Genomic DNA, 26,309 nt, shown 5'->3' with positions numbered 1-26,309 from the left:
CTAGTACCATCCCCCGTAGAATTATTCTTCATCCAATCCCTCCAAATGATAAGGTCACTTTTATTGTACTAAAGAAAACGCATGTCAATTATTAAGAATTGTTTGAGTTTTTGTAAAACTACTGTTTCACAAGTATAAATACGAATTATTTATGTTATAAATGGATTGAAATGAAGGTTGGAAAGTAAAAAAGAAAGGTGCTGTTCTATTTTGTTAAATAATGCCGTTCTGCAAAATGATTTTAGTGTACATACCTATAATCCCATCATTCATCATCAATTCAATCGAGGGAAGAAAGTCAAAAATGTTATCCTACTGATCGGCGATGGGATGGGCTTTTCTTACACCACCGGCCTTCGATATTTTAATCATGATCCCCAAAAGGGGCTGATGAATCCTACCATATTTGATCAATTTTTTGTTGGCACACAATCCACCTATTCTTTGGATAAAAATAGTAATATTACAGATTCAGCAGCGGCAGGCACCGCCTTATCAACTGGTTTTAAAACGTATAATGGCGTCCTTGGACTCAATATCGACAGTCAATCGGTTCCAACGATTTTAGAATATGCTAAATTTCGCGGCAAATCGACTGGACTAGTGGGAACGTGTCAGATCAATCACGCGACCTTGGCAGCGTTTGCCGTACACCGGGAATCCAGAGAGCAATATTTGAAAATCGCGGACGATTATCTGGACGAGCGAATCAATGGCAAGCCGAAAATAGATGTCATGCTAGGAGGGGGCAATTCTTATTTCCTTCGTGATGACCGAAATTTAATAGAAGAGTTTGTTAAAAATCGTTTTGGCTATGTCACAAATTTTAAAGAACTGCTCACCAATAAAAATGAGCAGCTTTTAGGTTTATTCGCGCCTATTGAGCTGCCTAAACAGATCGACAAGGGCCCCGATGTTCCGTCACTTGCACAGATGACAAGAGCTGCGCTAAAACGTTTGCAGCAAAATCAAAATGGTTTTTTTCTATTAGTGGAAGGAAGTCAAATTGATTGGGCGGGGCATGATAATGATATAGTAGGTGCCATGAGTGAGATGAAAGATTTTGAGGCGGCCTTTAAAGCGGCACTTCAATTTGCCTTAAATCGAGAGGATACGATTGTAATTGCCACGGCTGATCACTCAACCGGCGGAATGAGTATCGACCGAAATGATAATTATAAATGGAATCCAAGTGTCATTAAATCCATTACTGCAACCCCACATGTGATTGCGGCAAAATTGCATCAAACAAAAGATATGGAAACTTTAAAGGATTATATGCACGTTCCGCTTAGTAATGAGGATTTGCAAACCCTTCATGCGACATTAGAAATGGAAGAAGAAGATACCCGTCTTGCCCTCATTGACATCATTAATCACTATTCAAGTACAGGCTGGACAACAAAAGGGCATACCGGTGAGGATGTCCCCATCTATGCTTACGGTCTAAATCGACATTTATTCAGCGGAAGGATAGAAAATAGTGAAATTGCCAGGATTCTTTTTGAGATTATGGAATAAAAAATTTCCCAAAACAGGCTCGGTAATCTCCGGGCTTTATTTTATTTCAATTTGATTAAGAGTTATAATTTTCAGAATTATATGGTTGCCATCCTGTCCTATTTATTGATACGATTTTTATGGTAAAAGAAAAAGGAGGGGCATGGATGGTTCATTCAACATTAGATTATGCATTGCAGCAGGATTATGAGGATTCACTTCGACGGTTTCGCGGTGAGTTTTATCTAAAACCGGATTGGATTTACATGGATGGAAACTCACTGGGGCTGCTTTCCAAGCGAGCAGAATTATCACTCCTGGAGGTCGTGGAGGCTTGGAAGGATCATGGGATCGATGGCTGGACAAAAGGTCAATATCCTTGGTTTTCACTTTCTGAGAGATTAGGAGAATTGATGGCTCCGTTAGTGGGTGCTTCTAGTGAAGAAGTAATTGTAACCGGTTCCACGACCGTCAATCTCCATCAGCTTGTTGCGACATTTTACCAGCCAAAAGGCGCGCGAACAAAAATTTTGGCCGATGAGCTAAACTTTCCATCAGATATTTATGCACTGCAAAGCCAGCTTCGCATTCATGGATATGATCCGGATGAGCATTTGATTCGAGTGAAAAGCCGGGATGGCCGCGTAATCGAAGAGACGGACATTATTGAAGCGATGTCGGAGGAGGTTGCCTTAATTATTCTTCCAACCGTCCAGTATCGGAGCGGGCAAATCTTGGATATGAAACGCTTAACGGACGAAGCGCATAAAAGAGGGATCCTGATCGGCTTTGATGGATGTCATTCGGTGGGTGCTATTCCTCATTCATTTCATGAATGGGATGTTGACTTTGCTTATTGGTGTAATTATAAATACTTAAACGGCGGACCTGGAAGTGTCGGCGGTTTATATGTGAATAAGAAGCATTTTGGAACGAGCCCGGGATTAGCCGGATGGTTTGGTTCGCGCAAAGATAAACAATTTGACCTCGAGCATACGTTAACAGCTGCAGAAGCAGTGGGAGCTTATCAAATTGGAACACCGCATGTATTAAGCCTTGCGCCATTACTTGGTTCATTGCAGATTTTTGCCGAAGCTGGCATTGAAAATATCCGCCAAAAATCGCTTCGGATTAATCAGTATTTAATGGATTTAATAGAAGGAGAGCTGGCAGGATTCGGCTTTGCGATTGGAAATCCTCGGGACGATGTGCGCCGGGGCGGGCATGTCAGTTTGGAGCATCAAGAAGCAGCCCGGATCTGCAAGGCTTTAAAAGAAAATAGAATCATTCCTGACTTCCGGGCGCCAAACATCATCCGCCTGGCACCCGTGGCCCTCTATACTTCCTATGAAGAAGTTTGGAAAGTGGTTCAAACGTTGAAAGCAATCATGACAGAGAAGCAATATGAGAAGTTTTCGAATGAACGAGAGGTTGTCGCTTAATTACAAAATTAGGAGGGTATAAAATGAACAACTCAGAAAATAACAATCTTGAAAAAAGCATTCAATTAGATTTTCAAAAAGATATGTCGTACGGTGACTACCTCTGCCTTGATCAGATTTTATCCAGCCAGCATCGGCTATCGAATCATCATGATGAAATGCTTTTTATCATCATCCATCAGACAAGTGAGCTGTGGATGAAGCTGATTTTACATGAATTAAATGCGGCAACCCAGTGTATCCGCCGCAATGATTTGGAGCCGTCCTTTAAAATGCTCTCACGGGTGTCGCGTATTCAGCAACAGTTAATCCAATCATGGAGCGTTTTGTCGACATTGACTCCTTCTGAATATATGCAATTTCGTGATAAGCTGGGCCATTCCTCAGGTTTCCAATCCTATCAGAACCGCTTGATAGAATTTACGCTGGGAGGAAAGAACGCTCATACACTTGCAGTCTATCAGCATCAGCCTGAGTTATATCCGGCCATGGTCGAAGCTCTTCATGAACCGAGCATATATGATGCTGCAATCACTGCCCTTGTCGCTCATGGTTTATCGGTAGATGAAAAAGCCCTGGACCGCGATTGGTCTCAAAACTATGAAGAAAATGCGAGTGTTGAAGATGCGTGGCTGACCGTTTATCGCAACACCGACCAGTACTGGGATTTATATGAACTGGCGGAAAAGCTCGTCGATATAGGCAACCAGCAGCAGCTATGGCGTTTTAACCATATGACTACCGTAGAAAGAATCATTGGGTATAAAAAGGGAACGGGCGGCTCTTCGGGTGTTTCCTATTTAAAAAGAGTGCTGGACCAGCAATTTTTCCCTGAGCTGCTGAGTTTGCGGACGAAGCTTTAATCGTTTTTTGAAGAGGAGGGAAGATAGATGAATTCATGGATTGATATTTCCCAGCGGCTGGACGAGCATGTCGCTGTTTGGCCGGGGGACACACCTTTTACGTACAAGGTCAATTGGAGCAAGGAAGAAAGCGGTTCTGTCAATGTTGGGCAAATCCTCATGAGCACCCATACCGGCACCCATATTGATGCTCCCTTTCATTTTGATAATGATGGAAAAAAAGTAATCGATCTCGATGTGAATTTATACATTGGCAGGGCCAGGGTGATTCATCTACCAGATAAGCCATCGATAGGAGTCAGCGAACTAGCCGATTTTAACCTGGAAGGGGTAACCCGATTGTTAATCAGGACAGATGCATGGGGTGATCGGCAGCAGTTCCCAGCTGCTATCCCTGCGATTGAGCCAGAATTAGCGGCCTTTCTTTCAAAATGGGGAGTTCGTCTGATCGGCCTCGATTTGCCTTCTGTAGATCCTATCGATAGCAAAGAGCTTTCGGCCCACCATGAACTAACCCGACATGGAATCCATATCTTGGAGGGCTTGGTGTTGGATAAAATCCCTCCAGGTGACTATGAGTTGGCGGCTCTCCCACTTCCGCTGGCCGAGGCAGATGGGAGTCCGGTTCGTGCGGTGCTGCGGAATCTTTCAGGTGTCAAATAGGGATAAACTTTTTGCGGTGAGTTCTACGTGCCCGAACCTGCTATGAAAAAACAAAACAGGTCACGTAGAGGATCCTACGAGCCCAAACCCGGTAGGGAACACCAAAGCAGGTCACGTAGAGAGGTCCTACGAGCCCAAACCCGGTAAGAAACACCAAAACAGGTCACGTAGAGAGATCCTACGAGCCCAAACCCGGTAGGGAACACCAAACCAGGTCACGTAGAGAAGCCCTACGTGCCCGAACCAGGTAAGAAACAGCAAACCAGGTCACGTAGAGAGGTCCTACGTTCCCGAATCCAGTATGGAACACAAAACTAGGTCACGTAGAGAGGTTCTACATGCCCGAACCCGGTAAGAAACACCCAACTATGTAACGTAGAGAAGTCCTACGTGCCCAAACCTGGTAGGGATCACCAAAGCAGGTTGCGTAGAGAGGTCCTACGAGCCCGAACCCGGTAAGAAACACCAAACCAGGTCGCGTAGAAGAGATCCTACGAGCCCGAACCCGGTAAGAAACAGCAAAACAGGTCACGTAGAGAGGTTCTACGTGCCCAAACCCTGAAGGGAAAACCAAACCAGGTCACGTAGAGAGGTTCTACGTGCCCGAAACTGGTAGGGAACTACAAACCAGGTCATGTAGAGAGGTTCTACGTGCCCGAACTCGGTAAGGAAAACCAAACCAGGTCACGTAGAGAAGTCCTACGTGCCCGAACCCGGTAAGGAAAAGCAAAACAGTTCACTTAGAGAAGTCCTATGTGACCGAAATGAGGAGGAAGCTCAAATGAATCAAAATTATAAGAATCATACGAGGTATCATCCGCTTTTTCATTATATTTTATCGCTATTAATATTAATTACAATCATTTGTGCCATATGCTTTGCTGTTAAAAACGGACTGTGTCTGCCGTCTATCCTTGCTTTAGCCATTTCTATCATTCTGGCTATCATGTTTGTCTTAATTCGTACGTATCCATTAAAGGCGCAGGACCGGGCGATAAGAGCGGAAGAGAATCTTCGACACTATGTCTTAACGGGAAAATTGCTTAATCCAAGACTTACTGTAAGACAAATAATTGCTCTCCGTTTTGCTGATGATGCGGAGTTTCCTGCACTAAGTGAAAAGGCTGCTTCACAAAATTTAAGTCCGGATGATATTAAGAAACAGATTACCAATTGGAGACCGGATAATTACAGGATTTAGGATCTTGCCATTAAAAAAGACGATCGCGAAATTCAAGCAAAGAATTTCGCGATCGTCTTTTTTTAATAGGATTCATTTGTGATTGCAAAAGTGCCGCTGATCTTTAAAAATATGGGGTCAGTCCCCCGATACTGTAATGCGGTAAAGTGTTAATCCGCGAATAGTTTAATAAATTTCATTTAAAAAACACTGCAACCCCTTGGTACATAAAGGGGCTGCAGTGTTTTTTAGAATAGGCTAGTTTTAGTCATGTTAGTTTATTATTGTGACCTTTAAATGTTTTACGCCAAAATTGATGGCATCTTGTTCAGAAGGCATAAAGATATCAATTCTGTTTCCTTTAATGGCTCCACCAGTATCTCCTGCGATTGCTTCACCATAGCCTTCTACATAAACTTTACTGCCAAGCGGTATAACAGATGGGTCAACTGCGATGACTTTTTCATTTGGGTGTGCTTTAATGTTTATTCCCGTAGCCGTAATACCGGAACATCCTGCACACGAAGCCGTATAGGCTGTAGCTTTCACCGTAATTTCCTTTGAACTCGAATTACTTGTTGCTTCAGCTTTTACCGCAGGTGCACTTTCCTTGGGTGCCTGTGCTTCAGGATTTATAGATTCTGTATGTATCGATTCTGTATGGAATGAATGCTTCTTTAGTTTTACTGTTAAAGCATGATTAGTAGTTTTTAAGCCATCAAAAATTAATAGATTTAATCCAGGATGGATGAGATCGGTATTTAAATTGTTCCATTCTTTAATTTGCGAAACAGTTACCTGATGATCCATGGATATATCCCATAATGTGTCACCTGGTATAACCGTATGATGTTTTTCCGGTGCAATTGTTAGTACATCCCCAGGGTGAATAAGGTCTGTATTAAGGCGATTCACCATTTGGATATTTTTCACAGTCGTATTATTTACGCGTGATAGATCCCAAAGTGTATCCCCTTTTTTTACTGTAATCGTTGCAGCGTTTGCATTAGCACTTACAGTTACTGAGAGCACAGCAACTGCTATTATTGATAGAATTTTTTTAAGCATTTCTTTTACCCTCCGTGTTCTTTGGTTGCTAATTTTTCTTAATAGTAGCATAGAATTTTCTGAGAAAAAGAACAGGGAGGTGTTAAATCGTTTACATACGTGGCAAATATATTGCAGTAATATGTCTAAAATAATTGAATAATCAGAAAAAATGTCATTTTTTAAACCGTTTTCATAACAAAAAGCCCAGCACTATGCACTACGGAGCTCCATTTCTATTTATTAAAATAATATTACAAAATATGAATCTGATGGTAATTCATTCCCAAATATCCATTAAAAAAAATGGGGTCAGTCCCCCGCTATGGTAACGCAGTAAAGCGTATAACAAAAGAAATAGGAATAATATTCCAATTATTTTTCAAAAAAAAGACATGTTTTTATAAAAAAACATGCCTTGTAATATTTTATTCTACTTAGATCTTATAGTAGGAACGATTTCATTTTTAAGAGCGTTCAATAAGTTGGTTCCATCTGGACTACCCAGACCTGTGCATGGATCCCAACCTGGCCCGGCGGTATAAGCCCCTCTTACACTACTTGATTCATTGTTTCCCATTGTAATATCATGATAGGCATTGCTATCAGTCGATAGTTGATAAAGAGTTGGGTTTATAAATCCTACCGGCTTACCGATTTGTTGGTTTATGAGAGCAATCAAGCCTGCCCAGAGTGGGGCAACTGCGCTAGTTCCACCATATACAGCCTTCTGTCCATCGACAAGAACTTCATAGCCGGTAGCGGGGTCAGCGTTTCCAGCAACATCCGGAACACCTCGTCCTTTTTTTCCTTTGAGATTTGCTGAAGAAGGGACATTGGCTGACGCCTGCCAAGGAGGCAGATTAAATACGGCACTAACCCCGCCTCCGGTACTGCTGTCAGGTCCTTCATTCCAAACATCTTCGCTCGTAATGGTTTCTCCCAAACTCTCAAGCTTTGTCCCGCCGCAGCCGAGGACATGGGGGCTGGAAGCAGGGAAATCAACATGAACGAGACCGTCATTCATGCCATCGGCGGAGCCGCGGTCACCAGAGGAGCAACAAATGGTGACACCTAGTGCTGCTGCATCTTGGAAAGCGCGATCCATCGCAATCATTGCCTGGTGAGTCCATTGATCTTCCGCGGCACCCCAACTAATAGAAATGACAGAAGGCTTATTGACGGTGTCGTGAATAGCCGTCGTAATGGCGTTCAAAAATCCTGCATCTGTGTTGGGGGCAAAGTAAACCGCCATTCTCACTCCCGGAGCAACAGCTCCAGCCACCTCAATATCTAACGCTACTTCACCGTCAGGACCGCTTGGGTCTCCTGTCGGCTGATTCGTTGCCTCGTCTACCGATATGTCTACTAATACTGGTTCCGTTACTCCAAGCGAGGAGAAATATTGTTGCATTTCAGCAGGGTTATAGCCGCCGCCTAATTCAATAATACCGATGCACTGTTCGCTGCAATTAATATTCTCTGGAAAATTATAAAGGCTGGCCACTTGAGGTGGGGTATAAGACTTCCTTGATGTTTGATCTCTATGGGGCACGATCTTTTCCTCAAAAATCTGAAAATGGGGCCGAAGCTGTGGACGGTTGTCCAGTCCAACCACTGCCTCAACAATATCGGCAAGGTCCTCTGGAATATGAATGGGCCCGGTACGTCCCCGATAGTTAAATTTTAGATGTTCGTAGTTTGTGAGCTTTACTTTAAAGGCATTACTAAAAGCTGATGCTGATCCAGAAAGCAAGATGGTACCTGCAGCCGCGTTCATTTTTTTAATTGATAGGCCACGGTTTTTAGCGAAATCTTTCACTTTCAATAGATCATTTTGATCTACCCCATGAGCTACCACAAATTCTTCACGGCTAAGATGCTGTACTTTGGTAAAAGGGAGAGTGCTCTTCTTTTCTAAAAAACTAGTAACCGGCGGTCGACGAACTAGTAAAGTTACAGACATTTCTTCATCAGGATGAACTGGAGTCAATTTAACGGCAAATGGTAGCGGGGTTCTCTCACTTCCAGGTATCTGCACGTACCCGGATTCTTCTTGGCTATTTGAACGATTTTCCTTTTCCATCTTTTCATCCTCCTTAAATTTGTCCTAGAACTCTATTATATATAGGAAAATTTTAACATGATAGGAGCAAAAGTATGATTTAGGAAGTTTTTTTCCACGACGATACAGATCCACAGAATAAAGGGCTGACGATGACCATCGCCAGCCCTTATTCAAGATCCTTATTCAATCTACCCTATGCGGGTTTCGCCTGTTTTTGGTCTAAGCGATGACTTAGGAAGGTTAGAAGGCTTGCCCCTATTGCGACCAGCCCGCCGACCAATGTCACACTCATCAAATTTCCTTGATTGTAAACAATGCCGCCTAATGCTGAACCCAAGGCGATCCCGATATTGCTTGCAACTGGCATCAGTGAAGCAGCGAGTCCTGTCGCATTTGGCTGATATATACCGGCAAGGTCAATCAAATAAAGCTGGGTAGATGTGGTTAACATGATGGCCATTAATGACATCAAGCCAATATTAATCAATCCATAGATAAAATGATTGGTTGTCCAATACAAGCTAGCCAGTACTATTGCCTGTACGAGGAAAACCAATCGCAGGCGGCCGATCGCATTGTGAGAGGCAATTTTACCGGCGAGTATGTTGCTGAAAATCGAAATAAATCCGTAGCCAAACAAGATTAAACTGATTGAACTGCTAGGAGCATCCATTACTTTCAGGATTGGAACAAGATACGTATAAACGGCATACGTCGATCCAAATCCAAGAGATGGAATGAAAAAAGCCATTAAAATTCGCGGGTGTGTCAACAAAGAAAATTGATCACGCATCGAGCTGCGAAATTGACTGAGCTTATTAGGCAAAGTTAAGAAAGATGCCAAAAACGCAATTCCACCGAGAAAAGTCGTTAACAGGAAGGTTGCATTCCAGTTGTACCTTTCAGCGATGACGGTGCCAATGGGCACTCCAATCACGTTCGCTAGAGTAAAGCCGCCAAAAACGAATGATATAGCAAGTCCTCGTTTGGCAATTGGCATGGTTTCACTTGCCACAATCATAGCAAGTGAAATTAAAACTCCTGTTACAATTGCCGTCATCATCCGAAGTGTGAGGATCATCATGTAGCTTGTCGAAATCACACATAGAGCATTGAGAATGATAAACAATCCGATCAAAAACAGCATCCATTTACGCTTTGGAAAATGACTTGTTGCCGACATCACGAGTGGGGTGCCAATGGCAAAGGTAATGGCAAACGCAGAAACAAGTGTGCCTGCTTTTGCATTGGTTATATGAAGACCCGAGGAAACATCGGTTAAGATCCCGACGATGACAAATTCGCTTGTCCCGAGAACAAAGGTTAATAAAGTAAGTGTAAAGATGAGCAGCCAATGCCGCTTAGATAATTCTGTGGTGTTCATAAATACCTCTTTTCTTAGATGAATGTAAATGTGTCACAAGGCAGGTAAACAATTTAATTATCATACCATAAAACATTTTTATGAGGATAGTTCAATCTTATTAGAAACTAGTTTAGGAGGAAAAACTATTTCCTATATTGGAAAGGTTTCTCTGAAAAACATATACAAATGATTTTGCTTCCCTATATAATGAAACTATCATAAAAAAATAATAGAAGCATAGGTGCTAAAATTCTTTCAAAGATATTTAGCTTAAAAGGGAAGTTAGGTGAAATACCTACGCGGTCCCGCCACTGTAAATGGGAGCAACCTATAATATGTCACTGTCGAATCGATGGGAAGGCATAGGGAGCGATGATCATGAGCCAGGAAACCTGCCTATTTTTTCATGCGCCAAAAAACCTACGAGGATAGGGAGGGGTGGAAGCTTAGGCCACGATTACTCTGCATGAGTAACAGAATCTAAACAAACCAACATCTCCATGTCAAAATGGGGATGTTTTTTTATTGGTGCAAAATTTTATGATAGTCGAAAAAACAGGAGGAAGTAATGTGAAGAAATGGTATTCACTATTGTTTGCCGTGTTGCTGACAATAGCAGGTAGGGCATGAATCAACAGTCCAAACCTCGAAAGAAATTGACTTTTCGATTTTCGTTATTGTTACAGCAAATGTTGGAAATGTGGACGAAATGGTGCCTGTCACTGTCCATACATGGATTTTTGTGAATGGCGAACTGACAGAAGAGGCCTTTATTCAAAGCATTATGACGGCAACGGAAGCAAAGCTAAAGCCAAGCTTTTCTTAAATATATTGGATTCCGTAACAGGGATCTCTTCGGATCGTATTTTAATCGCTTCAAGTCAAACAGGAACAGTGATTGAATCTGCAGGAACGAACAATTCTTTAGGAAAACTGATCAGTGAAGCTGTCTATCAATGCACGGCCAAAGCGATTAAAAATTCACAAAAAATAGCAGCAAAATGAGGTGTTTATCCGGTGGTGTCATCTCCATTATTCATTTTTATAACAGGAGGAGTGCGAAGCGGGAAAAGCAGCTTTGCAGAAAGGAAGGCTGTAGAAATCGCCAGCGAAACAGGAGGACAACTCATTTACCTGGCAACAGGCGTTCCTTCCGATTACGAGATGGAAGAGAGGATTTGCAAACATAAGCGAGATCGAAGGGCCATGAAGGATCATTGGAAAACGATTGAACAGTCCGTGAATATAAGGGAGCTTGCAGAAGATATCCGTGAAAAAGATATCATTTTACTCGATTGTGTGACAACACTTTTGAATAATGAACTGTTTTCTAACGAACGTGAATTGGTTCCGCTTGATGTTGAAAAGGTTAAGAAAAGCATTGTTGCGGGAATGATCGATTTAAAGAAAAGGGCAAACGCATTGATTGTTGTCAGTAATGAAGTTTTAAACGAACCGTTAGTCGGAAATACTCTCGTTTTTACATATAAAAGATTACTAGGACAAATCCATCAGCAATTGGTAAGAGAAGCAGACGAAGTCTATTTAGTGGAGTCGGGCATTCCAATTGTCATGAAAAAAGAAAGTAAATGAAGGATGGGCAAAAATGAAATTCATCAAAGGATTTTTGATTAATCTTCAATTTTTCACAGCCATTCCCGTTCCCATTGAAATACCGATGGAGCAGGATCTTCTCAGAAGGGCGGTTCAAACCTTTCCATTATTAGGCCTTTTTCAAGGTCTCATTTATTCCGTTCTTTTTTATGTATTAAAGGAGTGGACGCCGTTTTCTCATCTTGCTGATGCCTTTTTCCTTTGGCTAGCGACGATTCTCCTAACCGGCGGAATCCATCTCGATGGCTGGATGGATGCGAGTGATGCGTATTTTTCCTATCGTGATCAAGAAAAGCGGCTCGAAATTATGAAGGATCCACGAACAGGAGCATTTGGGGTGATATCCATCCTTGTTTTACTCAGCTGCCGGTTTCTATTTATCTATGAAAGTACGATGAACATAAAGTCCATATCATATATCTTAATGGCTGCCATTCCTTTTTTGAGTAAAAGCGTGATGGGTGTCCTGCTCGTAACTGTTAAATCAGCTAAAAATGAAGGGCTGGGTTCCTTGTTTCAACGTGCAGCATCACCTAAAGTGTTAGGGATTTATCCTCTGTACATTCTGGGTCTTCTGTTTCTAGCGTATAAAAATATCTTATTGGCGGGATTATTGGTCATTGTTTCTGCTGGGTGTGTCTTCTTTTGCAGGCGGAAAGCCGTGAAATGGTTTGGCGGGATTACGGGGGATGTATTGGGGGCCTCTATAGAAGGGACTGAGTTAGTGCTGTGGATGACTGTGTGGTTATTGCATTATTTCGTCATGGCTTAACAATCGCTAATAAAAGAAGAGCCTATTTAGGCTGGAGTGATTCTCCTTTATGTGAAGAAACAAAGGACTTGAAGACGCATAATCGGTATCATTGCTATTTTGCCAGTGATTTAAAAAGATGTTTGGATACAGCCAAAATATTGTTTCCACATACAAACCCTTATCCATTAACTGAATTACGCGAAATGAATTTCGGCGATTGGGAAGGGAAAACATACGAAATTTTGAAGAATGATTCACGATACTGCCGGTGGTTGAAAGACCCTGTCAATTATTCCCCGCCAAATGGAGAGTCTTTTCAGCAATTCACTCAAAGAGTTCTAGGCGGCTGGAGAAAAATAACGGAGGAAGTTCTCGCTAAACCTATCGAGCGCTGTGCCGTTATTACACATGGCGGGGTAATCAGATATTTATTATCTCAATTTGCATCTGAAGAAAAGGAATTTTGGTCATGGCAGGTACCACATGAACACGGATTTGAGCTTGTTTTTGATAGGGAAATGTTAAGGGGGGGTAATCGATGCACTTCATTACAGGTGGTGCCTTTAATGGGAAACGACTATGGGTAAAGAACAGATACAACGTAACAGAGGCTGCTTGCTGGCTTTCCGCTTATGATCACGCTCCTCTCCCAACCGATTTAGCTGAAATGAAAGCGGATTTGATTATTCTCGAAGGAGTAGAAATATGGCTGAAAAAATTAACGAAGGAATTTGATTCCTACCGGTGCCGTCAAATCTGGAACAGCTGCTTAGACAATTGGCTGACCTGGGAACGGTCACGCGTCAATCGAAAATTGGTCGTCATCGGAACAGATATGACAAAGGGAATTGTTCCGCTGGAAAAAGAAAATAGATTGTGGCGGGATGTAACCGGGTGGGCTTATCAAGATTGTGCCAAAATGTCAGAAAAAATGGATATCATCTGGTATGGAATCAATCAAACGATTAAATAAAGGGGATGAGTAACATGAGAATTTATACGAAAACAGGTGACAAAGGGAAAACAAGTATAATCGGCGGTCGAGTAGACAAAGACGACACGCGAGTGGAAGCTTACGGAACGGTTGACGAAGTGAATTGCTTTGTTGGACAAGCGATCACCGAGCTGGATGGGGACCTTTTTAAGGACATACTTGAGGATCTTGAAAAAATCCAGCATGAATTATTTGACTGTGGCGGAGTGCTTGCTGATATATCGGAAAAACGCAGCCAGATGCTTCATCAAGAGTCCATCGATTATTTGGAAAAGAAGATTGATGAATTTATCGCTGAAGCCCCGGAGCTGGAACGATTTATTTTACCTGGTGGTTCCAAGCCTTCCGCTTCGATTCATATTGCTAGAACGATCACGAGAAGGGCAGAACGATTAGTGGTCAAACTGTTGAAGGCGGATCCAAAAACACCCGAAATCGCACTCAAATACTTAAATCGTCTATCTGACTATTTCTTTGCATTGGCAAGGGTAATGAATCACCGGCTACAGGTCAAGGACGTTGAATATGTACGAAGTGCAAACGTATTTAGCGTTAGAAAACGCAGGGGAGGACAGGCAGAATGAAGGGGAAAATGATCAGCTGGCTTGCGATTATGATTGCTCTTTCTGCTGTTGGAGCCGCTATCAAGATTCCAGCTGTCGTAGGAAGTGTCGCTTTAGATGCATTTCCAGCCCTGTTGGCTGCAGCCCTATTTGGCGGCGGGGCAGGAGCGATTGTCGGTGCATTAGGTCATTTGTTGTCTGCCTTATTAGGCGGTTTTCCATTAGGCTCGATGCACTTTTTAATTGCTTTAGAAATGGCCCTACTCGTATGGATATTTGGGGTTCTTTACAAAAAACATAAAATGGCAGCTAGTATTCTATTTGTTCTTGGAAATTCATTTGCCGCTCCATTGCCATTTATTTTATTAATCAATAAAGGTTTTTATTTTACCATTGTCCCTTCACTTTTCATTGGATCCATCCTTAATAGTGTCATAGCATTCATTGTGATTCCAAGGATTTCCCCGCTGGTTAGATCGATGATTCCGAAGAATGGGGTCAAATCATGAGGGATATTCTCAGCATTCCTTTTGATGGGGAATTCTCCCTTATCATCGCCAGTGATAATAGCGGTGCCATTGGAGCGAAAAAGGATGATCTGATCCATGTCCCGTATGATACGGTCGCTTATTATTCGTTTAGAGTCGCTGTCATGGAATGCATTGCAGCAGGAGGTGTTCCTGTTTCAGTTGTGATCCATAATTTTTGCGGGAATGAACAATGGAAGGAACTCGTAAGCGGCGTACAAAAAGGATTACTTGAACTTGGTTTGACCGAGGTTTCCATTACAGGCAGTACAGAAAGTAATTTTTCGTTATTACAATCTGCCGTTGGTTTAATCGTTGTTGGAAAAAAGCCTTATTGCGAAAAGACAGATATAGCTTACACTGGCCAATTAAAGTTTGCAGTCATAGGAATGCCGCTAGTTGGAAATGAAGTAATTGAGCAAGACCATCATGTGGTTCCTTTGTCGGTTTTTCAAGAGATCAGCCGACTGAAAAATGCGGTGATTTGGCCTGTCGGATCAAAAGGAATTTTACACGAGATGAACCAAATTTTTTCCGAGCGGAAGTTTACAAAAGAAAGTCTGACCACAACCTTAGATGTGTGTAAATCATCCGGTCCTGCCACGTGTTTTATTGTCGTTTATCCAGAAAAGCTCGAAGAAGAGATAAGGAAGTCAGCAAAAAGCTATTTCCATCCACTATAGGGGGTCAGTCCCCCGATTCGTTAAAGCGGGAAAGCGTTACTCACCCGGACTAGAGTTGAAAATCCAGCTGTCATTGTGACGGCTTTTTTTTTTGAATTGCAATTTCAGAGTGTTATCTTATGTTAGTGAATTTGCTTTTTTTCAAATTTATTTTTACATAATTTCATTTTTGGGATAAAATTTGAATATTTTTATATTTCTTAAATAATAATGGGCATTTTTAAGCGAATTGGTAAAAAAAACATTTACATTTCGTTCAATTATCATTTAACATTTGTTCAAAATGTGTGTTATATTTACTTATGCAAATGAAAGCGCTCGCGTAAATAATTAAATTAATAAATCCTTTGGGGGTAAAATAATATGTCAATCTTAATCGGAATCGCTGGTATTCTTGCTTTATTAGGCATTGCTTGGTTAATGTCAAACGATAAGAAAAATATAAACTACCGAGCTGCTGGTATCATGGCAGTCATTCAGTTATTTATAGCGTGGTTTATGCTTAATACTTCAATCGGTAAAAAAGTTCTAAACGATATCGTAAATGTCTTTAACAAAGTTCTTTCTTTTGGTAATGACGGTATTTCATTCGTATTCGGCAGCCTTACAGGAAAGAATTTATTCTTTGTCGATGTTCTCATGATGATTGTATTCGTAACAGCTATTCTCGGTATTTTAACTTATTCAAGAATATTGCCATTAGCCATAAAATACATTGGTGGTGCAGTAAGTAAAATAACAGGTCTTCCAAAAGTGGAATCATTTGTTGCTGTTAACTCCATGGTATTTGGTGATACTTCTGCTATTCTTTCTGTAAAATCATTCATACCTAAGCTTTCTGGTAACCGCTTGTTCGTTGTTGTTACTTCTTCTCTTGTTGCAGTAAGCTGTTCAATCTTAGGTGCATACATGCAAATGATTCCTGCGGGGTTCGTATTGGTGGCGTTACCAATTAACGTATTCTCTGGACTTATCCTATCAACGATTGTATGTCCTGTTCGTAAAGAAGAAGATGAAAAAATCGATATTAAGGGAATGATTCCTGAGAAATCTCTTTTCGAAGCAATCGGCAACTGGACATTGCTCGGGGGAAAGACGGCCTTAATCGTGGGCGCTATGCTGATCACTTATGTAGGCTTGATCGCGGCAGTTAACTGGATTTTCACTACAATCTTTGGTCTCTCTTTTACTGGCGTACTTGGATATATATTCGCGCCAATCGCTTGGATTATGGGAATTCCTGCGAATGAGATTGTTAAAGCTGGCTCCATCATGGGTACGAAGGTAGCTGCTAACGAGTTCGTCGCGATGTTAGACTTCATGAAAATGATCCCTCATATGTCTCATAAAACTGTAGGTATCGTATCATCATTCTTAGTATCATTTGCCAACTTCTCTTCTATTGGTATTATTCTTGGAACTGTACAAGCTATCAATAATGAAAAGGCAAGTGAGTTAGCTAAGGTTGGTTTAAAGGTATTGTTAGTAGCAACAATGGGATCAATCTTAACTGGAACTATCGTAGGTTTGTTCCTATAATAATTAGCATTCAAAAAGGCGCCTCAAAGGAAAGCGCCTTTTTGTTATGTTACATACTCCTATATTTAGAAGTCAAAGTTGTCCGGGTCTGGCCCGACTCGAAAATTTTGATTAAGTTGATCAATTCTTTTCATATCTTCATTTGCCAGCTCGAAATCAAATACTGTTGAGTTTTCGATTATTCGATGTTCCTTTGTAGATTTTGGTATGGTCACCACTCCATTTTGCAAATCCCAACGTAGAATAATCTGTGCAATCGACTTGTTGTATTTATTGGCTATTTCCAATAAATCTGGGTGATCCAATAACTGCCCTTGCATTAAAGGGGACCATGCTTCAAGCTGTATTCCATTTTCTTGACAAAAGGCCTGAATGTTTTTTTGTGTTAAGCGTGGATGGTATTCTACTTGATTGACCATCGGTTTTATGTCTGCATCCCTCATTAATTCTTGTAAATGATGGATTTGGAAGTTGCTTACTCCAATCGCTTTTACTTTTCCTTCTTTATAGAGAGTTTCCAAAGCACGCCATGCCTCTTTGTATTTTCCCTCGACCGGCCAATGAATCAGATATAAATCTAAATAATCAAGACCAAGATTATTTAAGCTTTTTTCATATGCAGCGATGGTAGATTCGTAGCCTAAGTCCTCGTTCCAAACCTTTGATGTGACAAAAAGGTTTTCTCTAGAAATTCCTGCTTCCATCATTCCCATTCGGATACCTTGTCCAACGCCTTGCTCATTTCCATAAATGGCCGCTGTGTCGATACTCCGATAACCATGGTTAATAGCAAATTTAACCGCATTAACTAGTTCTGGTCCTTCTTCCACTTTGAATACCCCAAGCCCAAACCAAGGCATTCTAACCCCATTACTTAGTGTAGTTGTATCTTGTAAGCTTTTTAACATAATATATATCCTCCTATTTTTTAAAATCAAGCACATTTTTGGTGCAGTACACCTGCTGCTTTTTGATCTTTTTTTTCCAGAATCCGGCTCCAGCCTGTCAAGAAAACAGCAGCTAGAACCATTAGGGCTCCAATCCAGGTGGTTTGAATCAGACCTATTGAATCAGTGATCATGCCGCCTAACCATGATCCAAGTGCAATCCCTGCGTTAAAAGCAGCAATATTCATGGCTGAAGCGACATCTACACCAGTCGGTACAAAGCGCTCTGCTAACATAACCACATATACTTGTAATCCAGGGACATTCATAAAAGCGAGAAGACCCATGAAGAAAACGGTAATGACGCCAGCTATTTTAAATGGTGCGGTAAACATGAAGATAAAAAGAACAACGGCTTGAATGATGAACATGTAAAATAGAGCTTTTGTGGGATTTAGATTCGATAATTTTCCGCCCATCATGTTTCCAATCGCAATCGCTATTCCATAAACGAGCAGAATCACAGCCACGGCTCCTTCTTTAAACCCGGTTATATCCTGAAGGATCGGTGATAAATAAGTGAAGACTACGAATGTGCCACCATATCCTAAGGCAGTAATCATAAATAAAAGCAGTAAACGTCCATTTTTCATCAATTTAAACTGATCATGGAAGGATGTCTGAGTCCCCTTTTTTAAGTCAGACGGAACAAGGATACTGTTCGCGATTATAGCCAGGACACCGACTCCAATAATAATGATAAAGGCCCATCTCCAGCCGAATTGCTGCCCAATGAATGTCCCAATCGGTACACCAGTGACGGTGGCGACCGTGAGTCCTGAAAACATGATGGAGATGGCACTGGCTCTCCGACTTTCCGGTACTAAGTCAGCTGCAATGGTTGAGCCAATGGACATAAAAACTCCATGTGAAAAGGCAGATATCACACGAGCTGCCAGTAAAATTCCAATACTAGCGGCACTTGCTGCCATACTATTGCCGATAATAAAAATGATCATGATCCAAAGCAATAAAGCCTTGCGTGACATCCTCGATGTGAGGGAAGTCAGGATTGGTGCTCCAAAGGTGACGCCTATAGCATACAAAGAAACGGTTAAACCTGCTGTTGTAATGGGTATGTGTAAATCCTTCGCTATCAACGGTAATAGTCCGACACTAATAAATTCCGTCGTCCCAATTGCGAAGGCGCTCATGGCTAACGCGATTAGCGCAAAGGTACTTCTTTTTTTATTTATGGACATTGTTCTCCTCCTAAATTTTGTTTTAAAGTAAACTATATAAATAGATCATTTCATTCATTTCAACCGGCAAATGTTATTATGAGATATACCGAAATAAATGAGAAGTACGCACTTTAAAGTGATATAGGCACTTTAGGGTTCTATAGGTACTTTTTTGTACCTGTCTTTTAGGAGGAGATCGATGATGAAGGAAAAGAAATACAATATATCAGTCGAAGCGACACTGGAAGTGATTGGGGGGAAATGGAAATGTGTGATTCTCTGTCATCTGACACACGGCAAGAAACGGACAAGTGAATTGAAACGTCTTATGCCATCTATCACGCAAAAGATGTTAACTCAGCAATTACGCGAATTAGAGGAAGATGGGGTCATTAATCGAATCGTCTATAATCAAATCCCTCCAAAAGTGGAGTATGAACTAAGCGAGTATGGAGGAAGCTTGAGGGGGATCCTAGATTCGCTTTGTACCTGGGGAGAAAAACATATCACAAAAGTATATGGAGATAAATTTGCAGTCTTAGAAGAGAATGTATTAAATGAGCATTTAAGGGAGGACAAGTAGGGGGTCAGACCCCCATTCTTTTAAAGCGGTAAAGCGTTAATCCTGTGGATCAATCACGGTGAACCGTACTATAAGTAAATGAGGTTTTGGGTTAGAATTCAAGCTTGGACAATGTCTTTTAAGTCCAAGCTCTTATCCATTAATAATCATTCCGCCGTTTATATGAAGAATTTGTCCTGTTACATTTGAGGAGTCGTCCGACGCCAAATAAACATATGCAGGTGCGAGTTCGAAAGGTTGTGCAGCACGTTTCATTGGGGTTTCACTCCCAAATGTTGCATAAGTTTCTGGTGGGCCGCTTGAAGGTATTAAAGGGGTCCATACTGGGCCTGGAGCGACACCATTGACCCGGATTCCTTGATGAATGGCCGATAATGCTAACGAGCGGGTGAATGCAACAATTGCTCCCTTGGAAGCGGCATAGTCAATCGCGTATTCATGTCCGCTGTACGCAGCGATAGAAGCCGTGTTGATAATGGAGCTTCCATTTTTAAGATAGGGAATGGCTGCTTGTGTAAGATAAAAAAATGAAAAAATATTTGTTTGAAAAGTGCGTATAAGCTGCATAGCTGATATGTCGCTGATACTTGCTTGTGGATGTACTTCCCCTGCATTATTGACGAGGATCTCCAGATGGCCAAATTCCTCAATTGTCTTCTTAACAACATAATGACAAAACATTTCATCCCCAATATCTCCTGCGATCGTAAGACATTTCCTTCCCAATTGCTCTACTCTGCCTTTTGTCTCAAATGCATCCCCGTGTTCATTTAAATAAACAATCACAATATCCGCGCCTTCTTTTGCAAAAGCATAAGCGACCGCCCGGCCGATACCGCTGTCTCCTCCAGTAATAATGGCGGTTTTGTTCAATAGTTTATTACTTCCAATATAATTTGGATTTTCGGAAAGAGGTCTTGGAATCATAAAAGATTCAATACCTGGGTGCTGGGGTTGATATTGTGGGGGAAAGGAGATAGGAACTGTCTCACACTTTTGTATATATCCAAAATGGCGATCCATAATAAGCCTCCTTCGTTTATGTGCCATTTAGCATATTCGTTAAAAATAGGATAGGTGAATGCCTTATAGCTTTCTATACTTCCTCAAAAAAGAAACAGTTTTGCGAAATGGTATTTTTTTTGCGAATAAGAGGAAATTAAAGATGGTTTTCAACAATCATTTCTGTAAAGGAGGTATAGAGTGAAAACAAGAAAGTGTATGCAATGTTTAGGTGTATTTCTAGCCGTCATTTTCGTTTTAAGTGAGCCAGTGTATGCTTTTATTCCTTCTAAAGATCAAATTGTACAACCTGAAAAGGTAACATCGCAGAAAGACGAAGACCAACCTGCCTTTGACCTCTGGGGAAGAACCTTCTCACGTAAAGAAGCACATGATTTAATGAAAACAGCAAAAGGCAGGGAGCTTTTATCTCCAAAGAATGGTGCTGTAAAAATTGATCAAGCCCTATTACATTTAGGAAGAAAGTCATTTTACGAAGAAACATTTGGAAATGAAGTCTTTTTAACTGATATTCTTGGTGCTTTTAACGGGCCGCTTACGATTGAAAATTTTCAGAAAGCGATAAAAGGGTTAAACGGAAAGGGCACAACGAATTTACAGGTGGAATTAGCAGAAACCGTAACGATTGGTAGGAAAACATATAAAAAAGGAACGAAAGTGGATACCGGGTTTGATGTGGCGAAAGGTTCGAATGAAATTCTTGGTTTGCCGATGGTAAGATCAGAGGGAAGATTAAAAGTTGGACTTAGCTGTGCAGCATGCCATGCTACTGTTGACCCTATTAATAAAAAAGTCATAGAGGGTGCTGTTAATACGGATGCTAATTTCGGTCTGCTCCTTGCTTTAGGTACCAACACAACTGCTTATTTTGCGCGTACTGAAATTGCCTCTTTAAAGGATTATATTAGGAATTTAGATAAAACGGTTGTAACGAGTGAAGGGAAAAGAGAACCATTACCTGATCCATTGGCGTTAGAAGAGGCCGTTGATGATAGTGTAATTAAATGGCCAAAAGGAAACTTTGATATTACTACTGATTTTATCAGCAATCCGACGCAGATCCCGGATTCTTTCACTTTAGGAGACCATCCATACAGTTGGAGCGGGTTTGCCATGGCTGGACCGTTTAAAGGATTAAGTGCATTAAATAATGCTGTTCACGCCCAAGGCTCTGATTTGACTACGATCGCTGACGCCAGTCGAGCTCTTCTTGGCATCGACAAAGAGGTCTATCTAGGAACCCTTCTGCAAAATGCAGCAAATCGGAAATATCGTTTTGTTCCAAACAAAGGGTTGAAACCCTCTAAATTTTTTGCCCAAGTGGATCCTACCCCAGAGGCTCCAGGAGTATCTAAAGCGATCACATTACCAACTTATCCGAGATCATCACTTGTTTCTCCAAATGGGCTAATCGTTAGCACCCCAGGCACTAATGTTGGAGAACAAAACAATGCAATGTCAGCTTTTCAAAATACCTTTGTTCCTCCGAAATCACCAATTAAGATAACAGATATGGAAAAGAAATTAGGCCAACAGGTATTCCTACGCGGATCCTGCATAACGTGTCATGCAGGAAGTTTTTATACCAATAATAAAATCATACCTGTAGAAAAAATAGGTACGGAACCGGCTCGCGCAATTGGCTTAAGAAAAGCAGGCGAGTTTTTAACAGATCCACTTATTTACTCACCTGATACACCTGTGCCTGTACCAAAACGCGCATTAGTGTTAAAAGTTCCAACGCGGGGATTTGACCCTAATCAAATCAAACTTGCATATGGAATTGGAAAGACAAAGGGGGGCTATAAAGTCCCTAGTCTTATAGGCCTTTATTGGTCTGCCCCATATCTCCATGACGGAGGTGTAGCGGTTGGAGCAAATGCTAAAAATCAATTAGGAATAGCAGGAACGTTAAATACAGGCGTTTTACCTGATCCGTATAATAGTTTACGCGCTTTAGTTGACAAAAATTTGAGATCTCAGGTTGTAAAAGTGAATGAATCCACAGAAAGCCTAATGAAATCAAATGTAACTGGACAAGGGCACGAATATTGGGTAGATGATTCAACAGGTTTTTCTCAACAAGAACAAGATGCTTTGATAAAGTATTTACTAACGTTGAAACAATAAACCTTCCAATGACTTTAGAAGGATTAGAAGCTTGTCGTTATCTTACAGGAAAAGATGTTAAAACCAACGTAACCCTTATCTTTACAGTAAATCAAGCACTATTAGTTGCTCGAGCAGGTGCTACCTATGTTTCACCTTTTTTAGGTCGGTTAGATGACATTTCAAAAGATGGAGTACAATTAGTTGCAAAAATTGCAGAATTATTCCGTATCCACCAATTAGATTCTCAAATTATTGGTGCATCTGTTCGACATCCGGATCATGTAACTCGTGTTGCTATGGCCGGTGCTCACATTGCGACTATTCCATATTCAGTAATTGAGCAGCTTTCTAAGCATCCACTAACAGAACAAGGCATTGCAAAGTTTGTTGCTGATTGGGAAAGAGTTCCCCAAATTTAAAAGAAAACATTTTCATTATTCGACATATATGTAATTAGATGTTTTGGGAATACAATCATGGGTGCCATCCAATCTGGATGGTTTTTTATTTTGTAGATACATTTGTTTCTCGACAACAAATTAGAAAGATTTGCGAACAAGTCGAAAATATATAAAGATGAACAAAGCCTTATATATTTTCGACTTGATGCTAAAGGTCCGGTTTATCATCCACAACTATACTTGAACTTAGGCTCTGTTTGAATATAAAAAGCATTTCTTACATGTGCACTCCAGTTTGCAAAGGCTGATTTCCATTCAGGCGTGTTAAAGAATTCATCTACCGTTTGAGTTTCAGAATGCCAAACGATAAAGAGGTTGAGTGGGGCAATTCCTCCTGCCCAAATTCCATTATTTGCATCAGTATCTTCTTCCCTTACTAATAATAAAGGTAGTCCAAATTGAAAAGCCATTGAAGGTTCTACTTGTGAATAAACGGATCCAATCCAGAATGGAGGGGAGGGTGGAGGGGGTCCTTCATTGGTATCAACTGTTTGAATTTTAAATCGACGAAGGTTTACGGCCAACATTCCATAGCTTGAAGAAACTAACCGACGAATATCAGTTAAAATGGATTCAGGATAACTTTCACTTAAAGGTAATGTACGCGGAAAAAGCAAAGCATCCTCAATCTCTAAAATGAGGCGGTTTAGAAACAGTTGCTGGTTGTCATTTAAATGAGTTGTCGTACTTAAAAATACGGGAATACGATAAGCACGGTCAATACACTCTTGGTGTGCCGAATTTATTTTACGTAAAGAGCTTTGCTCATTAGTACTCACTTCCTCTTCATCCTTGCGTGAAGAGCTATTCTTATTTTTACTCACTTACTCATCTCCTTTTTTATTAGTATATGGGGAAGGAATAAGTGAGCTTGGACATAACAGCTAAGAGGAAAAAAATAAACCACAACAGGGTTGTGGGAAATGGATTATAGATATGAGTACTTTGTACATAAATTAAAGATAACTCTCCAATAAATCCAATAGCTCTTTAGGTGTGTGGATGATTTTGTCTGGTTGAATAGTAGAGATGGGTTTATCTTTATTTCGATGATTCATCCAGATTGCCTGCCATCCCGCTTTTTTTGCGCCTATTACATCATTTTCAAACGAATCCCCTATGTATACGGTTCTGTCCGCTTTTAAGTTGAGCGTTTTTTCAACAATATGGAAAGCCTCGGGAGCCGGCTTAGCACTTCCCATGGCTCCTGAAATGAAAATATTTTCTTCAGGAATCCACCTGGTCAAACCCAGCTGGTTTATTTTCATAAGTTGATGTTCGTGAGGACCATTTGTTAGGATCGCAAGCTGTTTGCCCATTTTGCTAAGTAGTTCGAGGAGCCTTTCGATTTCGGGAAAAAGGACTATTTTTTTTTGCTCATTTTCATAAGCTTTTTGAAAATCCATTGCCTCTTGATCGTTGATTTCAATTTCAAAATCCCTGCAGGCCGTCTTAATACGATAAGTATGCAGCTCTGCTAATGATATGGTCCCTGCTTCGCTTTCATTAAATAAGAATTCGCTATGCTTTCTGCTGGAAATATAAAGCTTTTCAATGGGTGCATTCTTAAAATGGCTAAACTGTCTTCCGAATGCAATTTGAAAAGGTTGTAACTGATCATAAATCGTGTCATCTACATCAAATATAATCGTATCCATCTATCAAACCTCGCTACAAAATAATTTTCCTAATCTAGTAAAGATATCATAGCATCTTTCATTCGTTGCTGCAGATTTAATAATTGCAACAATGATGTTGTAATAGTCTGTTATTAACGAAAAAAATCTGCCAGTCGCTTTTATGCAGGAAATCATTGGATGCTTTTCTTTTTTTCTTGTACAAACGGAATTTATCATTTATATTTATACATTATAATGTAATTTTATTAGTACTAAAGGGGAGTTTGTACAATGAAGGATCTTTTAACAAAATATATAGATGACATCCAAACAAAGCTTTGGGAGATCAGTGATTCTCTATACCATCATCCTGAGCTTGGGGATGAAGAATATGAATCTATGAAAAAATTAGTGGATTTCCTGGAAGCGCAGCAGTTTACGGTTGAAAAAGGAATCGTTGGCCGCCCTACTGCCTTTAAAGCTGTATATGATAGTAAAAAAGCGGGGCCGACCATTGCTTATTTATCAGAATATGACGCCTTGCCGGGTGTCGGACACGGGTGCGGCCATAATATGATCGGTACGATGAGTGCCGGCGCCGGAGTTCTCTTAAGCAAAGTAATCGATGAAATCGGCGGCCGCGTTGTCGTGTTAGGAACACCTGCCGAAGAAACGAATGGTGCGAAGGTTCCGATGTCCGAGCAAGGAATCTTTGATGATATCGATGCAGCGATGATCCTGCATCCAGCCGGTGAGTCCTATGAGAGCGGCGAATCCTTAGCCATGGATGCGATTCAATTTGATTTCCGCGGCAGAACGAGCCATGCGGCAGCTTCTCCTGAAAAGGGAATCAATGCTCTTGATGGTGTACTTCAATTATTTAATGGGATTAACGCTCTTCGCCAGCATGTGACCTCAGATGTGCGCATTCATGGAATCATTAAAGAGGGCGGAGTTGCCGCCAACGTCGTGCCTGATAAAGCAGTTGCCCAATTTTATATTCGTGCCAACGACCGCCAGTATTTAAATGAAGTGGTGGAAAAGGTGAAAAACATTGCCAAGGGTGCCGCGTTAATGACGGGTGCAGAAGTTCATATCAGTAATTATGAATTGAGCTATAATAATATGGTCACCAACCAAACCTTATCTCAGCTGTTTACGAAAAATCTCTTATCTACCGGTGTGAAGAAAATCAAAAAATCGAAGGATTCCTATGGTTCGATTGATATGGGGAATGTCAGCCAGGTGGTTCCGGCCATTCATCCATATATCGGTCTTGACAATCCTGAATTAGTCGGCCATACAAAGGAATTCGCGGACACGACGATTACAGATAACTCTCATATGATTCTTTCCAACGGTGCCCTAGCCCTCGCCTTAACAGGGTATGATTTAATAAACAATCCAGAAGTGTTTGAAAAGGTGAAAAATGAATTTCGTGAAATAATAAAAAGCTAAGCTTCACTGAAAATGCGCCTTTATACGCAAGGGCGCTTTTTTATTTATAAACAGCCATATTACATGTATATAGTATGATAAGAATTGGTAATTTAATAAAAAAATATTCTTCTTTTCAA

26 protein-coding genes, 1 pseudogene and 1 riboswitch are annotated in these 26,309 nt (G+C 40.9%); of the genes and pseudogenes, 19 read left to right on the top strand and 8 right to left on the bottom strand.

Annotated elements, in window-relative coordinates; genetic code table 11:
* The first annotated feature begins 210 nt into the window (after nt 1–210).
* The 5 genes from ACZ5XR_RS24475 (at nt 211) to ACZ5XR_RS24455 (ending at nt 5,669) form a co-directional block, all read left to right on the top strand.
* Nucleotides 211–1,521 (top strand): alkaline phosphatase, encoded by a 1,311-nt coding sequence (locus ACZ5XR_RS24475; protein WP_464499075.1) that lies wholly within the window; start codon nt 211–213, stop codon nt 1,519–1,521.
* Nucleotides 1,522–1,667: 146 nt separating this feature from the next.
* Nucleotides 1,668–2,942: a kynureninase gene (gene kynU, locus ACZ5XR_RS24470; protein ID WP_464499074.1), complete on the top strand. Its 1,275-nt coding sequence runs from the start codon at nt 1,668–1,670 to the stop codon at nt 2,940–2,942.
* Nucleotides 2,943–2,965: 23 nt separating this feature from the next.
* A complete protein-coding gene (kynA, locus tag ACZ5XR_RS24465) occupies nt 2,966–3,805 on the top strand; it encodes a tryptophan 2,3-dioxygenase (RefSeq protein WP_464499073.1) in 840 nt (279 codons plus the stop codon).
* Nucleotides 3,806–3,832: 27 nt separating this feature from the next.
* A complete protein-coding gene (kynB, locus tag ACZ5XR_RS24460; protein ID WP_464499072.1) occupies nt 3,833–4,468 on the top strand; it encodes an arylformamidase in 636 nt (211 codons plus the stop codon).
* 781 nt (nt 4,469–5,249) lie between these two features.
* Nucleotides 5,250–5,669, top strand: coding sequence for a DUF6526 family protein (locus ACZ5XR_RS24455; protein WP_464499071.1), 420 nt, complete (start codon nt 5,250–5,252; stop codon nt 5,667–5,669).
* Between the two features lie 252 nt (nt 5,670–5,921).
* Here the strand turns inward: ACZ5XR_RS24455 and ACZ5XR_RS24450 are convergent, their stop codons facing one another.
* From ACZ5XR_RS24450 to ACZ5XR_RS24440, 3 genes are all read right to left on the bottom strand, one after another.
* Nucleotides 5,922–6,716 carry a 3D domain-containing protein gene (locus tag ACZ5XR_RS24450; RefSeq protein WP_464499070.1) on the bottom strand — a complete coding sequence of 265 codons (795 nt, stop codon included), beginning with the start codon at nt 6,714–6,716 and terminating at the stop codon, nt 5,922–5,924.
* A 412-nt stretch (nt 6,717–7,128) separates the two neighbouring features.
* Complete coding sequence (locus ACZ5XR_RS24445; RefSeq protein WP_464499069.1) at nt 7,129–8,781, bottom strand: S53 family peptidase; 1,653 nt, start codon at nt 8,779–8,781, stop codon at nt 7,129–7,131.
* 175 nt (nt 8,782–8,956) lie between these two features.
* Complete coding sequence (locus tag ACZ5XR_RS24440) at nt 8,957–10,147, bottom strand: MFS transporter (RefSeq protein ID WP_464499068.1); 1,191 nt, start codon at nt 10,145–10,147, stop codon at nt 8,957–8,959.
* A gap of 204 nt (nt 10,148–10,351) precedes the next feature.
* Nucleotides 10,352–10,543, top strand: a riboswitch (cobalamin riboswitch).
* A gap of 286 nt (nt 10,544–10,829) precedes the next feature.
* Between ACZ5XR_RS24440 and ACZ5XR_RS24435 the strand changes: the two genes are divergently transcribed.
* The 10 genes from ACZ5XR_RS24435 (at nt 10,830) to ACZ5XR_RS24390 (ending at nt 16,803) form a co-directional block, all read left to right on the top strand.
* A complete protein-coding gene (locus tag ACZ5XR_RS24435; RefSeq protein ID WP_464499067.1) occupies nt 10,830–10,955 on the top strand; it encodes an adenosylcobinamide amidohydrolase in 126 nt (41 codons plus the stop codon).
* Between the two features lie 68 nt (nt 10,956–11,023).
* The gene (locus ACZ5XR_RS24430) at nt 11,024–11,134 is read left to right on the top strand and encodes a hypothetical protein (RefSeq protein WP_464502428.1); all 111 of its coding nucleotides are present in this window, start codon (nt 11,024–11,026) and stop codon (nt 11,132–11,134) included.
* Between the two features lie 12 nt (nt 11,135–11,146).
* Complete coding sequence (locus tag ACZ5XR_RS24425; RefSeq protein ID WP_464499066.1) at nt 11,147–11,722, top strand: bifunctional adenosylcobinamide kinase/adenosylcobinamide-phosphate guanylyltransferase; 576 nt, start codon at nt 11,147–11,149, stop codon at nt 11,720–11,722.
* Nucleotides 11,723–11,735: 13 nt separating this feature from the next.
* Nucleotides 11,736–12,515 carry an adenosylcobinamide-GDP ribazoletransferase gene (gene cobS, locus ACZ5XR_RS24420; protein WP_464499065.1) on the top strand — a complete coding sequence of 260 codons (780 nt, stop codon included), beginning with the start codon at nt 11,736–11,738 and terminating at the stop codon, nt 12,513–12,515.
* Nucleotides 12,485–13,084: a histidine phosphatase family protein gene (locus tag ACZ5XR_RS24415; protein WP_464499064.1), complete on the top strand. Its 600-nt coding sequence runs from the start codon at nt 12,485–12,487 to the stop codon at nt 13,082–13,084. The genes cobS and ACZ5XR_RS24415 overlap by 31 nt, the downstream gene beginning before the upstream one ends.
* Nucleotides 13,036–13,470, top strand: coding sequence for a bifunctional adenosylcobinamide kinase/adenosylcobinamide-phosphate guanylyltransferase (locus tag ACZ5XR_RS24410; protein ID WP_464499063.1), 435 nt, complete (start codon nt 13,036–13,038; stop codon nt 13,468–13,470). Before ACZ5XR_RS24415 ends, ACZ5XR_RS24410 begins: the two co-directional genes overlap by 49 nt.
* 14 nt (nt 13,471–13,484) lie before the next feature.
* The gene (locus tag ACZ5XR_RS24405; protein WP_464499062.1) at nt 13,485–14,075 is read left to right on the top strand and encodes a cob(I)yrinic acid a,c-diamide adenosyltransferase; all 591 of its coding nucleotides are present in this window, start codon (nt 13,485–13,487) and stop codon (nt 14,073–14,075) included.
* Nucleotides 14,072–14,563 (top strand): ECF transporter S component, encoded by a 492-nt coding sequence (locus ACZ5XR_RS24400; protein WP_464499061.1) that lies wholly within the window; start codon nt 14,072–14,074, stop codon nt 14,561–14,563. Before ACZ5XR_RS24405 ends, ACZ5XR_RS24400 begins: the two co-directional genes overlap by 4 nt.
* On the top strand, nt 14,560–15,264 hold the full coding sequence (locus tag ACZ5XR_RS24395) for an ATP-binding protein (RefSeq protein WP_464499060.1): 705 nt from the start codon (nt 14,560–14,562) through the stop codon (nt 15,262–15,264). Before ACZ5XR_RS24400 ends, ACZ5XR_RS24395 begins: the two co-directional genes overlap by 4 nt.
* A 363-nt stretch (nt 15,265–15,627) precedes the next feature.
* Entirely contained in the window at nt 15,628–16,803 is a 1,176-nt protein-coding gene (locus tag ACZ5XR_RS24390) for a NupC/NupG family nucleoside CNT transporter (RefSeq protein WP_464499059.1), read from the top strand.
* A 65-nt stretch (nt 16,804–16,868) separates the two neighbouring features.
* Here the strand turns inward: ACZ5XR_RS24390 and ACZ5XR_RS24385 are convergent, their stop codons facing one another.
* Both ACZ5XR_RS24385 and ACZ5XR_RS24380 read right to left on the bottom strand, forming a co-directional pair.
* Nucleotides 16,869–17,711 (bottom strand): aldo/keto reductase, encoded by an 843-nt coding sequence (locus tag ACZ5XR_RS24385; protein ID WP_464499058.1) that lies wholly within the window; start codon nt 17,709–17,711, stop codon nt 16,869–16,871.
* A gap of 26 nt (nt 17,712–17,737) precedes the next feature.
* Nucleotides 17,738–18,952 (bottom strand): MFS transporter, encoded by a 1,215-nt coding sequence (locus ACZ5XR_RS24380; RefSeq protein ID WP_464499057.1) that lies wholly within the window; start codon nt 18,950–18,952, stop codon nt 17,738–17,740.
* A gap of 184 nt (nt 18,953–19,136) precedes the next feature.
* Between ACZ5XR_RS24380 and ACZ5XR_RS24375 the strand changes: the two genes are divergently transcribed.
* On the top strand, nt 19,137–19,517 hold the full coding sequence (locus ACZ5XR_RS24375) for a winged helix-turn-helix transcriptional regulator (RefSeq protein ID WP_464502427.1): 381 nt from the start codon (nt 19,137–19,139) through the stop codon (nt 19,515–19,517).
* A gap of 132 nt (nt 19,518–19,649) precedes the next feature.
* On the opposite strand, the gene ACZ5XR_RS24370 is transcribed toward ACZ5XR_RS24375, so the two are convergent.
* The gene (locus ACZ5XR_RS24370; protein WP_464499056.1) at nt 19,650–20,540 is read right to left on the bottom strand and encodes an SDR family oxidoreductase; all 891 of its coding nucleotides are present in this window, start codon (nt 20,538–20,540) and stop codon (nt 19,650–19,652) included.
* 180 nt (nt 20,541–20,720) lie between these two features.
* Between ACZ5XR_RS24370 and ACZ5XR_RS24365 the strand changes: the two genes are divergently transcribed.
* On the top strand, nt 20,721–22,670 hold the full coding sequence (locus tag ACZ5XR_RS24365) for an electron transport protein (protein WP_464499055.1): 1,950 nt from the start codon (nt 20,721–20,723) through the stop codon (nt 22,668–22,670).
* Nucleotides 22,664–23,071, top strand: a pseudogene (locus ACZ5XR_RS24360) (transaldolase family protein); the annotation flags it as partial. The gene ACZ5XR_RS24365 and the pseudogene ACZ5XR_RS24360, both read left to right, overlap by 7 nt.
* A gap of 206 nt (nt 23,072–23,277) precedes the next feature.
* Here ACZ5XR_RS24360 and ACZ5XR_RS24355 read toward each other — a convergent pair.
* Together ACZ5XR_RS24355 and ACZ5XR_RS24350 are read right to left on the bottom strand one after the other, a co-directional pair.
* On the bottom strand, nt 23,278–23,892 hold the full coding sequence (locus tag ACZ5XR_RS24355; RefSeq protein ID WP_464502426.1) for a hypothetical protein: 615 nt from the start codon (nt 23,890–23,892) through the stop codon (nt 23,278–23,280).
* 177 nt (nt 23,893–24,069) lie between these two features.
* A complete protein-coding gene (locus ACZ5XR_RS24350; protein ID WP_464499054.1) occupies nt 24,070–24,771 on the bottom strand; it encodes an HAD family hydrolase in 702 nt (233 codons plus the stop codon).
* A 252-nt stretch (nt 24,772–25,023) separates the two neighbouring features.
* Between ACZ5XR_RS24350 and ACZ5XR_RS24345 the strand changes: the two genes are divergently transcribed.
* Nucleotides 25,024–26,190 (top strand): M20 family metallopeptidase, encoded by a 1,167-nt coding sequence (locus tag ACZ5XR_RS24345; RefSeq protein ID WP_464499053.1) that lies wholly within the window; start codon nt 25,024–25,026, stop codon nt 26,188–26,190.
* Nucleotides 26,191–26,309 lie beyond the last annotated feature (119 nt).

Source organism: Neobacillus sp. Fa239 (assembly GCF_055395235.1).
Note: the sequence above shows the minus strand (reverse complement) of the source record. Positions and strands in the feature narration are given on the sequence as shown.

Coding starts and splice junctions, on each gene's coding strand:
- ACZ5XR_RS24440 (WP_464499068.1), bottom strand. CDS start 10,147: ATGAACACCACAGAATTATCTAAGCGGCATTGGCTGCTCATCTTTACA.
- kynU (WP_464499074.1), top strand. CDS start 1,668: ATGGTTCATTCAACATTAGATTATGCATTGCAGCAGGATTATGAGGAT.
- ACZ5XR_RS24385 (WP_464499058.1), bottom strand. CDS start 17,711: ATGTTAAAAAGCTTACAAGATACAACTACACTAAGTAATGGGGTTAGA.
- ACZ5XR_RS24395 (WP_464499060.1), top strand. CDS start 14,560: ATGAGGGATATTCTCAGCATTCCTTTTGATGGGGAATTCTCCCTTATC.
- kynB (WP_464499072.1), top strand. CDS start 3,833: ATGAATTCATGGATTGATATTTCCCAGCGGCTGGACGAGCATGTCGCT.
- kynA (WP_464499073.1), top strand. CDS start 2,966: ATGAACAACTCAGAAAATAACAATCTTGAAAAAAGCATTCAATTAGAT.
- ACZ5XR_RS24345 (WP_464499053.1), top strand. CDS start 25,024: ATGAAGGATCTTTTAACAAAATATATAGATGACATCCAAACAAAGCTT.
- ACZ5XR_RS24375 (WP_464502427.1), top strand. CDS start 19,137: ATGAAGGAAAAGAAATACAATATATCAGTCGAAGCGACACTGGAAGTG.
- ACZ5XR_RS24370 (WP_464499056.1), bottom strand. CDS start 20,540: ATGGATCGCCATTTTGGATATATACAAAAGTGTGAGACAGTTCCTATC.
- ACZ5XR_RS24405 (WP_464499062.1), top strand. CDS start 13,485: ATGAGAATTTATACGAAAACAGGTGACAAAGGGAAAACAAGTATAATC.
- ACZ5XR_RS24390 (WP_464499059.1), top strand. CDS start 15,628: ATGTCAATCTTAATCGGAATCGCTGGTATTCTTGCTTTATTAGGCATT.
- ACZ5XR_RS24410 (WP_464499063.1), top strand. CDS start 13,036: ATGCACTTCATTACAGGTGGTGCCTTTAATGGGAAACGACTATGGGTA.
- ACZ5XR_RS24445 (WP_464499069.1), bottom strand. CDS start 8,781: ATGGAAAAGGAAAATCGTTCAAATAGCCAAGAAGAATCCGGGTACGTG.
- ACZ5XR_RS24450 (WP_464499070.1), bottom strand. CDS start 6,716: ATGCTTAAAAAAATTCTATCAATAATAGCAGTTGCTGTGCTCTCAGTA.
- ACZ5XR_RS24350 (WP_464499054.1), bottom strand. CDS start 24,771: ATGGATACGATTATATTTGATGTAGATGACACGATTTATGATCAGTTA.
- ACZ5XR_RS24455 (WP_464499071.1), top strand. CDS start 5,250: ATGAATCAAAATTATAAGAATCATACGAGGTATCATCCGCTTTTTCAT.
- cobS (WP_464499065.1), top strand. CDS start 11,736: ATGAAATTCATCAAAGGATTTTTGATTAATCTTCAATTTTTCACAGCC.
- ACZ5XR_RS24400 (WP_464499061.1), top strand. CDS start 14,072: ATGAAGGGGAAAATGATCAGCTGGCTTGCGATTATGATTGCTCTTTCT.
- ACZ5XR_RS24380 (WP_464499057.1), bottom strand. CDS start 18,952: ATGTCCATAAATAAAAAAAGAAGTACCTTTGCGCTAATCGCGTTAGCC.